This window comes from Furfurilactobacillus rossiae, assembly GCF_013394005.1.
Taxonomy (GTDB): domain Bacteria; phylum Bacillota; class Bacilli; order Lactobacillales; family Lactobacillaceae; genus Furfurilactobacillus; species Furfurilactobacillus rossiae.
In genome coordinates, this window is record NZ_CP040586.1 from 1,471,117 (window position 1) to 1,489,194 (window position 18,078).

Annotated in this window: 15 protein-coding genes, 1 pseudogene and 1 riboswitch; of the genes and pseudogenes, 1 reads left to right on the forward strand and 15 read right to left on the reverse strand. The window is 43.7% G+C overall.

Annotated elements, in window-relative coordinates:
• Positions 1 to 106 precede the first annotated feature (106 nt).
• The 9 genes and pseudogenes from LROSL1_RS07030 to dnaE all read right to left on the reverse strand — a co-directional run bounded on the left by LROSL1_RS07030 (position 107) and on the right by dnaE (position 10,797).
• Complete coding sequence (locus tag LROSL1_RS07030) at positions 107 to 691, reverse strand: ECF transporter S component (RefSeq protein WP_178914178.1); 585 nt, start codon at positions 689 to 691, stop codon at positions 107 to 109.
• Positions 692 to 858: 167 nt separating this feature from the next.
• Positions 859 to 983, reverse strand: a riboswitch (FMN riboswitch).
• A 99-nt stretch (positions 984 to 1,082) separates the two neighbouring features.
• Entirely contained in the window at positions 1,083 to 1,823 is a 741-nt protein-coding gene (locus tag LROSL1_RS07035; RefSeq protein ID WP_161001260.1) for a pseudouridine synthase, read from the reverse strand.
• Between the two features lie 2 nt (positions 1,824 to 1,825).
• Positions 1,826 to 2,437, reverse strand: a complete 612-nt coding sequence (scpB, locus tag LROSL1_RS07040) for an SMC-Scp complex subunit ScpB (protein ID WP_017261930.1) — start codon at positions 2,435 to 2,437, stop codon at positions 1,826 to 1,828.
• Positions 2,434 to 3,303 (reverse strand): segregation and condensation protein A, encoded by an 870-nt coding sequence (locus LROSL1_RS07045; RefSeq protein ID WP_178914179.1) that lies wholly within the window; start codon positions 3,301 to 3,303, stop codon positions 2,434 to 2,436. Before LROSL1_RS07045 ends, scpB begins: the two co-directional genes overlap by 4 nt.
• Complete coding sequence (locus LROSL1_RS07050) at positions 3,293 to 3,652, reverse strand: hypothetical protein (RefSeq protein ID WP_017261932.1); 360 nt, start codon at positions 3,650 to 3,652, stop codon at positions 3,293 to 3,295. The genes LROSL1_RS07045 and LROSL1_RS07050 overlap by 11 nt, the downstream gene beginning before the upstream one ends.
• Positions 3,653 to 3,699: 47 nt before the next feature.
• Positions 3,700 to 4,617, reverse strand: coding sequence for a site-specific tyrosine recombinase XerD (xerD, locus tag LROSL1_RS07055; protein WP_178914180.1), 918 nt, complete (start codon positions 4,615 to 4,617; stop codon positions 3,700 to 3,702).
• Positions 4,607 to 5,494, reverse strand: a complete 888-nt coding sequence (locus tag LROSL1_RS07060; protein ID WP_017261934.1) for a CvfB family protein — start codon at positions 5,492 to 5,494, stop codon at positions 4,607 to 4,609. The genes xerD and LROSL1_RS07060 overlap by 11 nt, the downstream gene beginning before the upstream one ends.
• Before the next feature lie 152 nt (positions 5,495 to 5,646).
• Positions 5,647 to 7,062 (reverse strand): annotated as a pseudogene (pyk, locus tag LROSL1_RS07065) (pyruvate kinase); the annotation flags it as partial.
• Between the two features lie 183 nt (positions 7,063 to 7,245).
• Positions 7,246 to 10,797 (reverse strand): DNA polymerase III subunit alpha, encoded by a 3,552-nt coding sequence (dnaE, locus tag LROSL1_RS07070; protein ID WP_178914181.1) that lies wholly within the window; start codon positions 10,795 to 10,797, stop codon positions 7,246 to 7,248.
• Between the two features lie 168 nt (positions 10,798 to 10,965).
• Between dnaE and LROSL1_RS07075 the strand changes: the two genes are divergently transcribed.
• On the forward strand, positions 10,966 to 11,166 hold the full coding sequence (locus LROSL1_RS07075; RefSeq protein WP_178914182.1) for a YjzD family protein: 201 nt from the start codon (positions 10,966 to 10,968) through the stop codon (positions 11,164 to 11,166).
• A gap of 117 nt (positions 11,167 to 11,283) precedes the next feature.
• On the opposite strand, the gene pepT is transcribed toward LROSL1_RS07075, so the two are convergent.
• The 6 genes from pepT to LROSL1_RS07105 form a co-directional block, all read right to left on the reverse strand.
• Positions 11,284 to 12,522, reverse strand: coding sequence for a peptidase T (gene pepT, locus LROSL1_RS07080; RefSeq protein WP_178914183.1), 1,239 nt, complete (start codon positions 12,520 to 12,522; stop codon positions 11,284 to 11,286).
• 71 nt (positions 12,523 to 12,593) lie between these two features.
• Positions 12,594 to 13,394, reverse strand: coding sequence for a Nif3-like dinuclear metal center hexameric protein (locus LROSL1_RS07085; protein WP_178914184.1), 801 nt, complete (start codon positions 13,392 to 13,394; stop codon positions 12,594 to 12,596).
• On the reverse strand, positions 13,372 to 14,088 hold the full coding sequence (locus tag LROSL1_RS07090; protein WP_178914185.1) for a tRNA (adenine(22)-N(1))-methyltransferase: 717 nt from the start codon (positions 14,086 to 14,088) through the stop codon (positions 13,372 to 13,374). The genes LROSL1_RS07085 and LROSL1_RS07090 overlap by 23 nt, the downstream gene beginning before the upstream one ends.
• Positions 14,089 to 14,380: 292 nt before the next feature.
• Complete coding sequence (rpoD, locus tag LROSL1_RS07095) at positions 14,381 to 15,514, reverse strand: RNA polymerase sigma factor RpoD (protein WP_161003136.1); 1,134 nt, start codon at positions 15,512 to 15,514, stop codon at positions 14,381 to 14,383.
• A 64-nt stretch (positions 15,515 to 15,578) separates the two neighbouring features.
• Positions 15,579 to 17,423, reverse strand: a complete 1,845-nt coding sequence (gene dnaG, locus LROSL1_RS07100) for a DNA primase (RefSeq protein WP_178914186.1) — start codon at positions 17,421 to 17,423, stop codon at positions 15,579 to 15,581.
• 193 nt (positions 17,424 to 17,616) lie between these two features.
• Positions 17,617 to 17,982 carry a DUF488 domain-containing protein gene (locus LROSL1_RS07105; RefSeq protein ID WP_017261943.1) on the reverse strand — a complete coding sequence of 122 codons (366 nt, stop codon included), beginning with the start codon at positions 17,980 to 17,982 and terminating at the stop codon, positions 17,617 to 17,619.
• Between the last annotated feature and the right edge of the window lie 96 nt (positions 17,983 to 18,078).

Sequence of the window (18,078 nt, forward strand, 5' to 3'; positions counted from 1 at the left end):
GGGTCAGTTTTAGGTTAAGCGGCGTTCTCAGGACTTCGGAGCGAGATTTTGCTCACATTATTCGTCCTCAATAAACTTATGTCACAAGCTTCATTTATTCAATTCACTATTTATTATTAATGGCACGATGCTGTCGGTTTAGCCATGGCGCCATCCGCCAATAAACAATCCAAAACGCAATACCAATAATAACGCCCTTAATTAGATTGAATGGCACCACCACGGTCCAGATCAATGCTGGAATGTTTGTCGATTGCGGTAGGCCACCAACCTTCATGTATAGCGGAAACATTAAAAACGCGTTGAGCAATGCCATAATAATTGTCAGTAGCACTGTACTCAGTGAAATACCAACTGACAATTTAAAGCCGGTCTTCCGGTCTGACCGTGTTAACAGCCAATAAATCGGAATCACGTACGCCATATTAGCTACAAAGGCAATCGTATCACCAATTAAGCTAAAAGGATTGATGCCCTTTAGTAATAAATGCAAGACCACAGCGATTAGCGCAATCAATGCACCATCGCCCAACCCATAAATTACTGTTCCCAGCAAAATAATTAGCAAACTGAGATCCAGCTTCATAAATGTTGCTCCCGGTAAAATCGGAAACTCTAAAAACATGATGACCGCTGCAACTGCGCCTAACACGGCTACGCTGATCATCCGACGTAATGCTGTACTGCCCATCTGAAACTCCTCCTTAAACACCCTCGATGAAACTGTCACAGTTTTTCACCTTAAGTGCCATTTTAGATGGGTCATCTTCTTTGGCATGGCAATAAAAAAGCCTCATCATATTCCTTCAAGGGAACACGATCAGACATATTGAATCCACCAAAATAAGACTCATAATTGCCAATCTTCTTTATACCAGACTTTACTGTCGGCCTTGGAATTTCACCAATATCAATCCCCATCAGATGGAGAGTTGCGGGCTATCACCGCCGGTCGGGAATTTCACCCTGCCCTGAAGACGAACCAAGTATTCTATTTGTAATTGCTTACAAGTGAAGTTTAACACATAACCAAAAATGGTCAACATAATCTTCCTTATGGTAGACAATTATGTGACAAAAGATTAGCGACGAAAACCTTTTTTGTTTGAAATCGATTCACGTAATGCCTCGAGTTCGACAGATTTCAGTTCACGGTAATCACCAGAAGTCAGGCCATCAAGAGTCAAAGGACCATAACTATCGCGTCGCAACTTTTCTACTGGAAAGCCAACCGCGGTCAGCATGTTTTTAACTTGATGATTATGTCCCTCATGGATTGTTAATTGAACAATGGCCGTGTTTTTACGGTGATCTACACTAATCAGCTTGCTTTTAGCTGGCGATGTCTTATGCCCATCAACAACAAGACCATGGCGCAGTTTCTCCAAAGCGTCGTTTGTCGGCACACCCTTTACTTTAGCCACATACGTTTTATCAACCTTAAACTTAGGGTGCATTAACTGATTAGCCAGTTCACCGTCATTGGTCATTAACAGCAATCCGGACGTATCGTAGTCCAAACGGCCAACCGGATAAATCCGCTCATCAATATCGTCCAGTAAATCAACTACTGTTCGACGTCCCTTATCATCGTGGGCAGTAGATACAACACTGCGCGGTTTGTACAACAAATAGTACACAAACTGTTCTTGCTGAATCGCAACACCATCTACTTGAATGGCATCATCCGCAGTCACCTTTGTGCCTAGTTCCCGAATGACCGTCCCATTAACTTGGACATGTCCTGTCGAAATTAGCGTTTCAGACTTACGCCGCGATGCAACGCCGGCCCGAGCCATAACTTTTTGTAATCTTTCTGCCATTATTAATCCTCATGTTTTTCTTTGTCTTCTGTTGTACCAGCCAATTGATCTTGAAAAGCCGCCAGGAACAAATCACCTGTTTCTGCCTGAGCCTCGTCTAACGTTTCTGCTTGCGGTAACGGTGGCAATTGACTAATGTCATTTAGACCAAAATAGTCTAAAAAATAATTCGTTGTTCGATATAAAATTGGTCGACCTGGCTCATCTTTGCGCCCGTGGGCTTCCACAAGATTGCGAAGCACTAATTTTTGCAGCGTTGCTGTGCTAGACACACCACGAATCTCATCAATATCGATTCGCGTTACTGGCTGACGATAAGCAGTGATGGCAAGAACTTCCAATGAGGCTTGCGATAAATTAGTCGCTAGCGGTGCCTCAAAATAACGTTTAATTACACCCGCTAATTCCTTCTTCGTAGCCAGTCGGTAGATACCATCGTTGTCTAGCAAACAGAGTGGATCATCCACACTTTCTTCATGACGTTTGGCAATCTGATCCAATATCGTGTTGATTGCCGCGCGCATAAATCCTGTTGCATGGGACATTTCTGCAACTGAAATGCCTTCGTCACCGGCAATAAACAGAAGTCCTTCAATTTGTTCGATATTTGTCATGACTCTTTTTCATCCTCAAATGGCGTTAATACTTCTTTATCTAGATCATCCTTGCTCCGTTCACCGGCAAAAACCTGAATCGGACCATTAACAACACTTTGGTCGAACCGGACAGCATTCATTTTTGCTAGTTCCAACATGGCCAAAAAGGTTGTCACAAGTTCATCAGTTTGCGGTTGTTCAGAAAACAAGTCCTCAAAAGCGGTCGGCCGCTTACGATCTAATTTATTTAACATCACCCGCATCTGTTCGCGAATAGTAAATTGGTCGCCAGACACCGTTCGAGAAACAGGTTTGGCAATTTGTCGTTGTGCCAACATATGCTTAAAAGCAGCCTGCAAATCAGCCACCGTAATACCTGGAACCAAAGAACCCAATTGGACATCCGCTGGCACACCGCTCGCAGCGCGAGTAAATTGTTGTTTACGATCTTGCTCTTTGTCACGCAATTCATCAGCTGCCTGTTGATAACGACGATACTCCAGCAATTGCGTGACTAATTCCGACCGCGGATCCGAATCGTCGGTAGCATCCTCATCTTCGTCAGCCGCCCGAGGCAATAGCATTCTACTTTTAATCGTCATGAGCGTCGCCGCCATGACAAAGTATTCGCCTGCTACATCCAACTTCATATTTTGCATCTGATGCAAATGTTTTAAATATTGCGACGTAATCGCTGAAATTTGAATGTCATAAATATCCATCTCTGAGCTGCGAATCAGGTGCAATAATAAATCTAACGGTCCTTCAAAGTCAGCAATTTTAATCGTCGGCTGGTTTGCTAGTGCTAAATTGACTTGTGCCTCCCGATCATGAGCACGTTGACCAGGCCATGTCTTACGAGTGTCTGTCGCATTAATGCCCATCAATATTCCTCCACCGCATAATCATTGGCGTAGTGGCAATAGTGCCCATCACCCGCTTTTCAGGGAATAATTCTGCTACGGCATCTAAAATAGCCTTTCTCGTACTATCATTACGTTCTTGAGGTGAAAGAACAAGTAATCGGATAAGCACAAACTGATCTTCTAATTCAAAGCCCACGACACCAGTAAATTGATTATGATTGTTTCGCCATAGGTACATTTGTCGACCACTGCCGTCAGTATACCAATCCATCTCTGCTTTTAGATGCTTCATATTGTGAAAGTCAGGCAAGAAAGACAGTAAGCCCATGGTTGTTTTTTCATAATCATCACGGTATTTAACTAGCATTGACTTCGTCTCCTTTCCAACATTCCTTTATTCTGCTATCAACTGACTTATGCTCGCGGATGGGCCTTTTTATAAACTTCTGTTAATCGTTGCTTAGAAATATGAGTGTAAATCTGCGTTGTTGAAATATCCGCATGGCCCAGCAGTTCCTGAACCACCCTTAAATCAGCGCCATTTTCCAAAATATGTGTAGCAAACGAATGGCGCAACGTATGCGGTGTCACATCTTTCTTGATTCCAGCGCTTTTAACCATCGCTTTTAGGTTTTTCCATACGCCTTGACGCGTAAGTTGTCGACCGTGAGCATTAACAAAAATCGCTGTTGTTGGTTGCCCATGGACCAATTGTGGGCGCACGGTGTTCATATACGATGTTAGCCACTCTGTCGCAAGATCACCAATTGGAATGATACGTTCCTTATCGCCCTTACCAACAGTTTGAATGAAGCCGAGATCTAAATGTAAATTGTTTCCAGTCAAATTAACCACTTCACTGACTCGCATGCCAGTTGCGTACATGACTTCGAGTAAGGTACGATCACGAATCCCCAGTGGTTTGCTGACATCTGGAACAGCTAATAATCGGTCGACTTCCTCAACCGTCAAAACTTGTGGTAAATGTCGAGCGCGTTTTGGTGAATCAATTTTCAACATTGGATTTTCGTCAACGTACCCGTCCCTCGTCAAAAACAAAAAGTATTTCCGTAGGCTTGAAACACTGTGGATGACCGTGTTACGGGCTTTGTGCGCTTGATCTTCAATTTGCAGGTAATTCAGGATCACGTAACGATCCACCTGTTTAAGGCTAGTAAGTCCTTGACCCGCAATAAACTGGCTAAATGCCTGAATATCCTGTTTGTAACTGATGATGCTATTCTTGGACAAACCACGCTCGACCTTAATATAGGTCAAATAGTCGTCCATCGGATCCACAATCGAAGTTGGAATCTTATTTTCACTGTTCATTTGCTGCTTTAACACCGGTCTCCGTTAACGTAATGCCATCTGCACTCTGTTCAATGTAACGGGCTTTGAGTAAATGACCCACTGCTCGCTTAAACTGCCCCTTACTAATCCCGAAATACGCCTTGATGGCATCAGGATTACTTTTATCTGTAAACGGCAACGTATGACTCGCTTCATGTCCAAGCGTTGCCAACAGCTGCGCAGCATCTTCACTAATTGCCTGATAAGCTCGCGGCTTTAATGAAATGTTCAGTCCACCATCAGGACGCACACCAATAACACGGCCGTGTACTTGTTCCCCTAGTCGTGGTTCATGATCACGCTCAGAAGGATGAACAAACCCAAGATAATAATCGTCAGTTATAACTAAAGTCCCAGCTAGTTTTAATCGGTATACTGTTGCTGTTAAATCATGATTTCTGTCTGCAGTTGTCGCCCGGCGACTGATAGCAGTAAAAATTTCAGAATCAGCTAAATGCGCCCACAAACGGTTTTTCGCATCGACAACAAGGCTAACCATCAAACGATCACCTTTTTGAGGCATCAATCCGTCAATCGTTGGTAATTCGTCCACCGAAACGACAAAATCTTTGTTGGGCAATCCAACATCCACAAACACGCCTAGGCCGTGTGCGGACCGAACAACTGTCCCAAACGCATAGTGCCCAACCTGGGACTTTGGAATCGTCGTTGAGATCTGATAATCATGATCTTCATTTTCGTAAGCAAATCCAGTAACCTGAGCACCTATTCCCAGTTTATGGTCTGCTTCTTTTTTATCAAATTGAAACGAAAATCCCTCACATTGAACAATGTAATAATCTTCGTTTTGATCAGTGACCTTTGTTTCAATCACACGGCCTAATAAATCGTGCATAGCTGCCTCCAAATCAGTAATTTCATTTTGTCTATTATAGCAGAAAGCTTGATTGCAAGCGACATCCGCCTATAAAGACCCGTCAATTTAAGAAAGAAAAAGGCCGCCGACAAACGTCAGCAGCCTTAAACGAATACTTTTTAAAATTAGTCGATCCGCATAACACGCATGATGTTAGTTGTACCCTTTGTACCAACTGGTACACCGGCAGTAACTAAAATCGTGTCACCCTTTTCAGCTAAGCCTTCTTCAACAACACGTTTCTTAGCTAATGCGAACATGTCATCAGTGCTTGCTGGGGCAGTGTCGATAACTGGGTAAACACCCCAGTTGATCATCAAACCGCGTTGAGTGCGTTCGTCAAACGTAACGGCAAGAATGTCGGCGTTTGGACGGTACTTACTGATCATCCGTGCAGTGTGACCTGAAGCAGTAGCAGCAACGATTGTCTTAACGTGCAAGTTACTTGCAGTACGGGCAACAGCAGCAGCAACGGCTTCTGTAACATCTGAAGTATCGAAATTGTGAACAGCGTGTCCATCAACACTCAAGTCATTTTCAGCCTTGATGTCGATCCGGTTCATCGTTGCAACAGATTCTACTGGGTAGTCACCGTTAGCAGATTCACCAGATAACATGGTTGCGTCAGTGCCATCAAATACGGCGTTAGCAACGTCAGATGCTTCAGCACGTGTAGGACGTGGGTTTTCTTGCATTGAGTCCAACATTTGGGTAGCAGTGATAACTGGCTTGCCCAATTCGTTACAACGACGGATCAATTCCTTCTGTACCAATGGCACATTTTCGGCAGGAATTTCAACACCCATGTCACCACGGGCAACCATCAAACCATCTGAAACTTCAAGAATTTCGTCGAAGTTGTCGATACCTTCTTGAGATTCAATCTTAGGGAAGATTTGAACATGTTGCATGTTCTTTTCTTCAAGCAGAGCACGAATGTCCAAAACATCTTGCGCTTTACGTACGAATGAAGCGGCGATGAAGTTGATTTCATGATCCAAACCAAAACGAATGTCTGATGAATCCTTTTCAGTGATCCCAGGCAAGTTGATGGAAACACCAGGTGCGTTAACACCTTTACGAGAACCAAGCATCCCATTGTTTTGAACAGTGGTTACTAATTCTTTGTTAGCATCGTCTTTTTCGTCAATCTTCATGTCGATCAAACCATCGTCAAACAGAACGTGACCACCAACATGAACATCATCATATAAGCCAGGGTAGGTAACGGCAATCTTGTCGTGTGTACCTTCAATGGAGTCGTCCATTGAGATGCGAACCTTGTCACCAGTCTTGTATTCGATCTTGCCATCTTTTTGAACCGTTGTCCGGATTTCAGCACCCTTAGTATCAAGCATGATACCAACAGTCTTGCCAGTAATCTTTTCAGCTTCATGGACGTTGTTTAAACGACCAAGGTGTTCTTCATGATCTCCGTGAGAAAAGTTAAAACGGAAAACGTTGGCGCCTGCTTCAATCAGCTTAACGATCGTATCAACGTCTGAGCTGGCTGGTCCAAGCGTGCTAACGATTTTAGTTTTTTTCATAACAAAAATCTCTCCCTTTGAGTTTGTGCCACAGAGTGGCTTTTTTGAGAACGTTATTGTTCCCTTAAATACGATATTAGTTTAACACTTTTAAAATGTCGTTGTCGCCCTTTTCATGAGTTTTCATAAATATTCATGAAAACCCACACCGGTTTTTCATTTTGTTGAAGACAGTTTAAACGTTTATGTCTGATTTCGTCGAAAAACAACATTACCCTCACCAAAAATGCCAATCAATTGATTGCGAACCTGTGCCGTGGCCGCTAAATTAAATGCGGAAGCCAACTTAACCGTCCGGTTATCAACTTGATTATGCAAAATTACTGGGTTATTCCCGCGGAGACTGCCCATTTGCTGTCGAAAGGCATTCTCCGCACCACCAGTGATGTTTGCTTCGGTCAGTTGTAAATACCAAGTGCCGATTGGCGTGGCTGGCTCTGACACATGCGGTCTTGTTGTCGCTTGAGCAGGCTTATTCGACCGCGTATTGGATCCACCATTCAGTTGCGTATTTTGACGCGATTGCTGATGCACACCTTGTTCCTGAACTGTTTTGGCCAATTGAAGTCGATCTGCCACGATTTCCAGCTGGCGACCCGTATCAATTTTACCGGTAACAACGACGACCTGTTCTGGCGCCAACCATTCGCTAACTTCTTTATAAAGTCGTGGAAAGACAGTAATCGACAATTCACCAGATGGATCGTTTCCGCTGACAAATGCCATTCGGTCACCCTTTTTAGTTCTTATTTCACGGATCCGACTAGTGTATAGAATAACGGTTGCCACTTGCCCGACCGCTACATCGACAATTGGCGTTGCATTTAGTTGCTGGCTGAGCCCTGTATATTGTTCTACCGGGTGTCCTGATACATAAGCACCAAGTACTTCGGCCTCATGACTTAATTTTTCCTTCAAAGATAAATCATGGCGATGCTCAACCTTGGGTTTAAGCCCCAAGTTTGATTCAAATAGATCGATGCTGACCTGAGCACCGGAAATCACACGTGGCAGCAGATCCAACAATTCAGCTCGGTTTAAGCCAAAACTGTCAAAACTGCCAGCATAGATCATGGCTGTTAAAACATCCGTTTTCCGAAACTGTGGTTCAATCGCGTTGACAAATGTTTCTAAGTCTTTAAATGCACCATTTTTTTGCCGCAAAGCCAAGATATTGGCAACAAAGTCTCCACGCACACCTTTAATGTCACTAAGTCCAAACACAATTTGTCCGTTTACCAGTGAGAATCCCGCCTGACTAACGTTAACGTTGGGCGCCGCTACATTGACGCCATGCTGTTTTGCCTCTAACAAATACAATTTCGTTTTTGTTGGATTGCCCAGCACAGAATTAAGTAGTGCTGTAAAAAAGGCACCCGGATGATGCACTTTTAGATAAGCGAGTTCAAACGCCATTTTGCTGTAGGCAACGGCATGTGATCGGTTAAAACCATAAGATGCAAAATTTTCAATATAGTCATAGACCTGAACAGCAACGGCTTGCGTAAATTTATTAGCCACCGCACCCTCAATAAACTCGGTACGAAGTGCGTCAATCTTATGATGATCTTTTTTACTCATGGCACGGCGAAGAATATCGGCCTTACCCAATGAGAAACCGCCCATAACTGAGGCGACTCGCATGACCTGCTCTTGATAAACAATGATGCCAAATGTCGGTCCCAAAATTGGCTCTAATGCTTGTGCTGGATACGTGACTGGCTCCTTGCCCTTTTTGCGGGCAATGAAGTGATCGATATTTTCCATCGGTCCTGGCCGATAAAGTGCATTAACCGCAACTACCAATTCAAAAGTTTCTGGATGTAATTGACGCAAAACATTTTTAATGCCGCTCGATTCAAATTGAAATACGCCATTGGTATCACCTTTTTGAAACAAGGCCAATGTATCACTGTCATTTAACGGAATATCATTAACTTGAAGCTTCTTGCCATTTGTCGTTTCGATCTCTGCTAATGTATTCGCTAAAATGGTTAAATTGCGGAGTCCAAGAAAATCCATCTTAAGCAGCCCTAGCGCTTCAACGGTGTTTTTAGGAAATTGGGCTACGAGCAGACCTTCAGAGCCTGATTGAACCGGGACAATATCTGTTAATGGCTGATCACTTAAGACAACACCGGCAGCATGCGTTGATGTATGTCGCGGCAACCCTTCCAACGCCATGGCTGTTTCAAACAGTAAAGAGTTGACGCCACTGTCCGCAATTAGATTGCGCAGGGGTTGTGAATCACGTTGGGCACTAGCCAACGTCACACCTAATCCACCAGGAATCGTTCGGCTCCATTCAGCCATTTGAAACGTGGACAAACCAAATACACGGCCAACGTCACGAATAACCTGCTTAGCACCGAGGGTTCCAAACGTAATGATCTGGCCAACTTTATCAGCGCCATATCGATCGCGCACATACAATAACAGTTCGTCACGTTTGTCGTCTGGAATGTCCAGATCAATATCGGGCATTTGGGCCCGTTGATCATTTAAAAATCGTTCAAACAGTAAGTCGTATGTTAACGGGTCAACTTCTGTAATAGCGAGTACATAAGCAACCAGGGATCCAGCCGCCGAGCCACGTCCTGGACCGGTAGTAATGTGATGTTCATGAGCATAGTTCATCACGTCCCAAACAATCAGGAAATAATCGTCAAAGCCTAATTGATGAATAACAGTTAACTCATGAGTCAATCGTTGTTGATACCGCTCCGCCAGGGGATTGCCTTCGCCTAAACGTTTGGTCAAGCCTGCGGCACACAATTGTCGCAAATAATCTGCCGCCGGTTCATGACTGGGCGTCTTGAAATGTGGTAATTGTGGGGCTTGAAACGTAAAGTCAACCGTTGCGATGTTAGCAATGTGCCCCGTTTCCCGGACGGCCTCATCCAGACCCAATTCATGATAGTGATTAGCCAGCGGAACCGCCTCACGAAGATACCATGGGCCTGTCTGTTGACTTACAGCTCCTAAATTAGTGATTTGTTCGCCACTACTAATCGACGTCATCACACTAGCCTTAAAACTATCATCGGGGTTCAAATAGCGAACGTCGTTGACGGCCACCAATCGACAATGGTTCTGATCTGCAAATTGTTGAAGCGTGTCGATCGTCGCTCTTGATTGTTGATCACTCACACCAAGGTATACCGTATCATTGGCAATCTTTTGCAACCGCGTCATGAGTTGAGCCGCTACGTTTTGTTGTCCCGTACTGGCTAGTCGGCCAACTTCACTTTGTAATCCATTAACGATGACCAAATCCGACAACCAATCACTGATATCAACAACTTTTAATGGATCGCGTTCTTCGCGGGTCATCTTTGCTGACGAAATTTGAATTAGATTTTGATAGCCATGCTCATTTTTAGCAATCAAAGTTAGCGGGAATGTTGGCAGATCATTATGTTTTGTTGATGGCATCGCCTGGTCATTGTCCGTTGGCTCAGTTACCTCACTGGCTAGTTCGATGGTCAGACCGATTAATGGTTTGATGCCAGCTTGTCGGGCAGCATTAAAAAAGTCAACAACGCCATACAACACATTAATATCAGTCAGTGCAACCGCCTGATACCCTCGCTGCTTTGCAGTTTGCACGAGCTCTGTGACTCTTGTTGGGCTTTGCAATAGACTATAACTACTGATAACAGATAATGGTACGAGACCATTTATTTCGCCAGATGACGGTACCGTTGCTGCATCAATTTCAGTCTCAGAAGACACAAGCATCCCCCTTTCATTGAATAATCGATAAGATTACATATTCAAACGTTTGTTCGTCTTTCATATTATAACAAAACCAGCCAAAATTATCCGTATTCGCGAATGAAAGTTTATTGAAATCAGTAGTCAGAGTGTTAAACTACTATTGATACGAAAGGTGGTCACAATATGCGTTACTTAACTGTAATCTTTTGGGGCTTCATCTGGGGCGAGGTCATTGGCTATATTGGTGGGCAACTAGAATTGTTGCAATATAGCAGTTTTGAAATTGGCATCGTTGCCGCCGTCGTCTGCCTTGTGACTTCAGTCGCAACACACATGATGGCCGACAAACCAGCGGCTAATGCTGATGAAGCAAGTCAATCATAATTGTTGTCGCGGATTGCTAACTAGCATTGCTCACGACAGATAATAAAAAACGATCCTAACAGATGTTTCTGTTAAGGTCGTTTTTTATTTTGCGTTGTAAACAGTGATTACCACTTCTTAAGCTTGCCGATTGAGTTCCGTAATCTTCAAGATCACATCAACAGCACGTTCCATAGTCTGAAGCGAAACATATTCATAACGGCTGTGCATGTTCTCACCGCCAGCAAACAGGTTCGGCGTTGGTACACCCATGAACGAAATCTTGGAACCATCCGTCCCACCGCGAACCGGATAAATGACAGGTTCGATATCTAACTCAGTCATGGCCTTTTTAGCCAATTCAACTGGGGTCATGTCCTTTTCAAGTACTTCACGCATGTTGTAATACTGGTCCGTCAATACCAACTTCACTCGTGGTTCATCTAAAGTAGCATTGAGCTTATCAGCAATATCCCGCACTTGTTGTTTACGGTCTTCAAACTTCTGACGATCGTGATCCCGAATAATGTAAGTTAACTGGGCTTGATCAACGGTCCCTGTCATTTTGTACAAGTGGAAGAAGCCTTCCCGACCCTCAGTATTTTCTGGACGGTCACTTGCAGGTAATTGATTATGGAAATCAATCCCAATTTGCAGTGCGTTTTGCATAACACCTTTAGCAGTGGCCGTGTGAACATCTTTGCCTTGAATGGTTACGACTGCCTGTGCGGCATTAAAAGTCTCGTATTCCAATTCACCTAATGGACCGCCATCAACCGTGTAAGCATACTTAACGCCGAAACCCTTAGCATCAAAGTGATCCGCACCAGTACCGATTTCTTCATCTGGACCAAAACCAACATGAATTTCACCATGTTTAACGTCTGGATGATTAAGCAAGTACTCCATGGCCGTCATAATTTCAGCCACACCAGCTTTATCGTCGGCACCCAAAAGTGTTGTACCGTCAGTTGTAATTAATGTGTCACCGGTGTAATTGTGCAATGCTGGAAATTCGCTAGGTTTTAATGTCCACTGGCCATCGTCGCTAAGTTTAATGTCTGACTTACCGTCATAGTTCTTAACAATGTTGGGTGTAATGTTGTCCGCATTAAAATCCGCTGTATCAATATGCGCTAAAAAGCCAATTGGTGCTGTTTTGCCATCATCATTGGCTGGCAGAACAGCAGTTACATAACCACTGTTAGGATCAGTTTTGATATCCGATAGCCCAAGTTCAGTTAGTTCCTCAGCAATTGACTTTAAAAAGTCTGCTTCACGAGGCGAAGATGGAATGGTTGTTGAATCTGGATCTGATCGTGTATTGACCTTTACATAACCGATAAACCGCGAAAGCAAGGTTTCATATTGTGCCACAACTGTCACGCTCCTATTTTTTAAAATAAAGTTCAAACATACTCAAAACAAGTCTACCTGATTCGGCGCGCTTACACAAAAGTAAAGGGATCCGTATTAGGTTTTGATTCTAAAACATCGAGATGCCATTGATATTGTGTAGACCACTGACGGAACATAGAAGCCAACTTGGGGATGCAAACAGCTTCAATGTGGTGTCCTGGATCCACAACAGACAAACCGGATGCCAACATGTCATGCCCGGTATGGTAATAAACATCGCCCGTAACATAGACATCGGCCCCCGTTGCCTGTGCTTCACGGAAGAATTTGCCACCGTCACCACCTAAAATGGCAACTTTGCTGACTTGTTTGGTTGGCTCATGTGAAATCAACCGCAACCCACCGATTTTAAATTGTGTTTTGCAATACTCCGCGAATGCTTGCATTGACATCGGTTCTGACAGCTTACCGACCCGGCCCATGGATACTTCTTGCGCATCAGGATTGGGCAGCCAAGATTGAACATGTTCCAATTGCAGTTGGTCAGCAAGCCAGTCATTCATGCCACCTGGAGCGTTATCCAAATTGGTATGAGCAGCATACACAGTAATGTGATTAGCAACAATCTTCCCGTACATTGCCAATTGTGGGTCTGCATCAAAATCAAGATTTTTAGCCGGGCGAAACATGACTGGATGATGGGCAAAAATAAAATCAGCATGTTCGGCAATTGCTTCATCAACAACTTCTGGTCGAACATCTAAAGTTACCAAAACCTTATGAATTTCTGCCTGGCGACTGCCGATTTGAAAACCGGTCGGATCACCGGCTTCGCGATAACGAAGTGGCACAAACTTTTCGAATTGATCAATTAAGGTTTGTGCTTGCATCTTGTAGGACCTCCTCAATTAGTTGCTGTTCACGTTGCAATTCCTGTTGTTTAGCAACGGGTACGTTTGCCGCATGATTTAGTGCTGCTAATACGTGTGCGTTCCGCTGCTGCTCATGTTGCCATTTTTCAACAAACGCGTCATTGGGATTAGCAAGTAAAAAGTGGCCAAAGCGTGCATCCAGTTCACTGAGTGAAAACGGCTCCTTGACCTTATGGGCCACCATGATTTCATAAATGTGCCCATCATCTTTTAAAATCCGCTCAGCCGTGATTTGATAAGCATGAGTAGCCAGCCATTTACGTAAATGATATTCACCGACGTTTGGTTGTAACACAAGTAATTCATTGCCAGTCAATTGTTGCCAACCACGTTCCAGAATGTCACTGATCAATGTGCCACCCATTCCTGCAATAACAATGGTATCAATGTTATCGTCAGGTTTAAGCACCGTTACCCCGTCTCCCAGACGAGCATCAATACACTCGGTTAAATTCTGGTTGGCAATCTCCGTTTTAGCATTTTCAAACGGTCCATCAACAACCTCTCCGGCCACCGCATACGAAATTCGTTGGCGTTTAGCCAAATAAACTGGTAAATAAGCATGATCCGAGCCGATATCCGCCATGCGTGAATTGGCAGGCACATATGCTGCCACAGCAGCTAATCGTTTTGATAAGTGATCCGCGTCCATGTATCCTCCTCTTGTGCACCGATTACTAGAACAAAAAGCAACTTGCGACATAACAATCATCGCCGGTACACTCTCCATCTTTATTAACAGTATACCAATCACATCGCGCCAGTTGCAGAATTTTTACAGAACTTTGTCGTCAAATGGTTTACTGGCTCTTTTTCAAACGTCGCTATAAAAAAAGCATCCATCATCAATTCAAGAATTGACCATGAATGCCATATAAAGCTAATTAAATTCTAGTTATTTCAAACGGACACACTACAATCAGCAAGCCCTAGAGACTCCTCGGCTATTCCAAGAAATCTTTCAATTGTTTGGAACGACTTGGGTGGCGTAACTTACGTAATGCTTTTGCTTCAATTTGACGAATTCGTTCACGCGTAACGCCAAAGACCTTACCAACTTCTTCCAAAGTCCGGGTCCGGCCATCGTCCAAACCGAAACGTAAACGAAGCACATTTTCCTCACGGTCAGTTAACGTATCCAAAACGCTCTCCAACTGTTCCTTCAGCAGTTCATAAGCTGCGTGGTCAGCTGGCGAAGTTGCATCCTGGTCTTCAATGAAGTCACCTAAATGAGAGTCATCCTCTTCACCAATTGGTGTTTCCAAAGAAACAGGTTCTTGCGCAATCTTCAAGATTTCACGAACTTTTTCCGTTGGCATATCCATTTCAGCACCAATTTCTTCAGGAATTGGTTCACGACCTAAGTCTTGAAGTAATTGACGTTGAATCCGAATCAATTTGTTGATTGTTTCAACCATGTGAACGGGAATCCGAATTGTCCGTGCCTGGTCAGCAATCGCACGGGTAATGGCCTGACGAATCCACCAAGTGGCATACGTTGAAAATTTAAATCCTTTGCGGTAATCAAACTTTTCAACGGCCTTCATCAGTCCCATATTACCTTCTTGAATCAAATCAAGGAACTGCATCCCACGGCCAACGTATCGCTTAGCAATTGAGACGACCAACCGTAAGTTAGCTTCAGCTAATTCTTGCTTAGCTGATTCATCACCTTGTTCAATTCGCAGGGCCAAAGCAACTTCTTCATCGGCAGATAACAGAGAAACACGACCAATTTCCTTCAGGTACATCCGTACCGGATCATTGATTTTAACTCCGGATGGTGCTGCATCACTAGCCTTTAATTCCTTAGTCGTAACACTACTCTTTTTGTTCTTTAAGGCATGTTCAGAGGGGTCACCATTTTCATCAACGATGCTGATACCAGCATCCTCAACTTTTTGCATTAAATCATCAATTTTGTCGGCGTCCAACGCAAATGGCTTAACCAGTTCCGTTTGTAATTCATCATAACGGACTTCTTTAGCCTTCTTACGGTTCTTAATTAATGCGTTAACTGCTGTTTTGTACTTCTTTTCATCAAAATCTTTTGTAGATGTTGTTTTCTTTTCAGACATGCAAGGTCCCCCTTAGTATTCACAATCCGACAAATAAATAAGTTTACACCGATTAATAGAATTATCAAGCATTTTTCATCGCCTGCTTTTGCTTGTACAAATTAACTAATTCCAAGGTTAGCTGATTTTGGAGGTCATGATTATTCAATCGCTTGGCCTCAATCATGGCAATGTTCTTCTGCCGAATCTGCTCCTCAATAGGCGCTTGATTCATGATGATGTGCATACAATCATTCACATCGGTCATATCATCCCGGTCAACATTGGGCTGCTCTGTGATATCAATCAATGTATGTTGTAACTCATCATCGTTGACGTAATCCAAGAATGCCGCAATTTGAACATCAGCGTGCGTTTGTTTGAATCCCTGAGCCATTAAAAACAATGTTTGATACTGGTCATGGACAAAATGAAAATCCTGATTAGCCGTGACGTGTAGCCAAACGCTCTGATCAATTAACATGCGATGCAACAATAATCGTTCTGCACGTTCAATGCGATCTAAGTGCGCCGGCTCACGCACTAGCTGCTTCACTGGTGTCGACGTACTCGGCAACGGTGTGGCCGGCTGTTCGCCAGGAACAACGGTTGACGTCTGTGTTTGACGAATGTCAGCCAGTTGCTCTTTTAAACTAGCCTTATCAACACCAAAGCGATCCACCAGTTGATTCAGATATAAATCCTGCTCAACTGGCGAGTGGACACCAGCGACAATCTTCAACACTTCATTCAGGTAAGTCAACTGATCACTTTGATTATCAAGATTGCGTCCACGCGCTAAATAGCGTAACGCAAAGCCAACGGGCGTTTCCTTGGCACCTTCGTACACCGCCCGAAAGTGTTCAGCATCATACTTTCGCAAGTATTCGTCTGGATCCAGGCCTTCAGGCATTTGCACAACACCCAAATCCATATTGCTTTGACCACTAATTAGCGACAGCGCCCGGTGAGTTGCGTTTTGACCTGCATCATCACCATCATACGAAACATACAAGGTGTTAGTCACACGCTGCAAAATACCAATCTGATCAGTGGTTAAACTTGTTCCCATGGAAGCAATACCGTTCTTTACTCCGGCAGAATAAGCTGCAATAACATCCATAAAACCTTCAAACAAAATTACAGCATCCGCCTTACGAATCTCACGACGAGCTAGGTCAAAATTAAACAGCGTATCACTTTTATGGAAGATCTTCGTTTCTGGACTATTCAAATATTTCGGCGCATCTGGATCCTTATGCAACAAACGACCGGAAAAAGCAATCACCTTGCCACTAGCATTACGGATCGTAAACATCACTCGGTTACTAAAACGATCACGCAACTGCCCGTCTTGGTTCTCAATGAACAATCCGGAACTACGCAATGTTTGATAATCAACGTTTCGCTCTTCAAAGAAGGGTTTTAATAGTCCTTCAGCAGGTGCGAAGCCAATGTCAAACGTGTTAATCGTATCATCGTCCAGTCCACGTTTATGCAAATAATCCAGCGCCTCTTCACCAACCTGTGTGTTCATTAACACATGGTGATAAAGCATAGCAGCATCCTCGTATAAACCAATTAACTGGCCAAACTCAGAGTTAACTGGGCTGCTTTCAGTCTGCTTATACTCGTCAGCAATGGTGATGTTGGCGTCATCAGCTACTTGAATGACTGCTTCTGGAAAACTGATGTTATTCAGTTCCATTAAGAACTTAAACACGTTACCGCCACGGCCACAACTAAAGCAGTGGAAAATTTGTTTTTCTTCGTTAACTGAAAATGACGGTGTCTTTTCTTCATGAAACGGACACAAGCCAAACAAATTTTTACCGGATTTCTTTAACTGTACATACTGACCTACTACGTCCGCAATATTCACTGAACTACGAACGTTTTCGATGACATCCTCTGGAATTCTCCTTGCCACAACATCACCTCCAGTGCTGAAGCCTGGCCTATTGAGCGTAAAAAGACGCACCTTCCGACATCGTGAACGTTAAGTTTCGCGAGACAAAAAATGCGACTAAAATTGAGCCCAATTACACACAATGAGTATTATACACGCTTTGCCAGCAATGTACAGTATTTGAATTCGTGTATTTTAGTGCCCGGTTATTAAATTATTTTGTCAAGCGCGCCTCGATGAATTCTTTGAGAACAACGGCATTATTATGCTCCTCATCCTTAGCACCAAACAATAACGTCACGTTGCCCGCTGATAAACCTGACCGAATCTTTTCAATAAAGGCCTTCGTCATCTTATTAGCCGCCAGTTCTTGTTCATATTCATGTTTAAAAGTTGGAAACTTTTTAGGATCGTGACCAAACTGTTTGCGCAATTCCGCGGATGGCGCAATCTCCTTGTCCCAGTCGGTTAATGCCGCCCGTTCCTTACTGATGCCACGCGCCCACAAACGGTCGACAAAGATTCGTTGCCCATCGCTGGCAGCTGGTGCTTCGTAAATTCGTTTCAGCTGTAATGCCATTGTTTACCACTCCCAAACCGCAATCGAACGGTTTCAAATTAAATATTTTTTCACGTTTAGTATAGCGCGAATAGCGTACTAAATAAAAATAGCAGC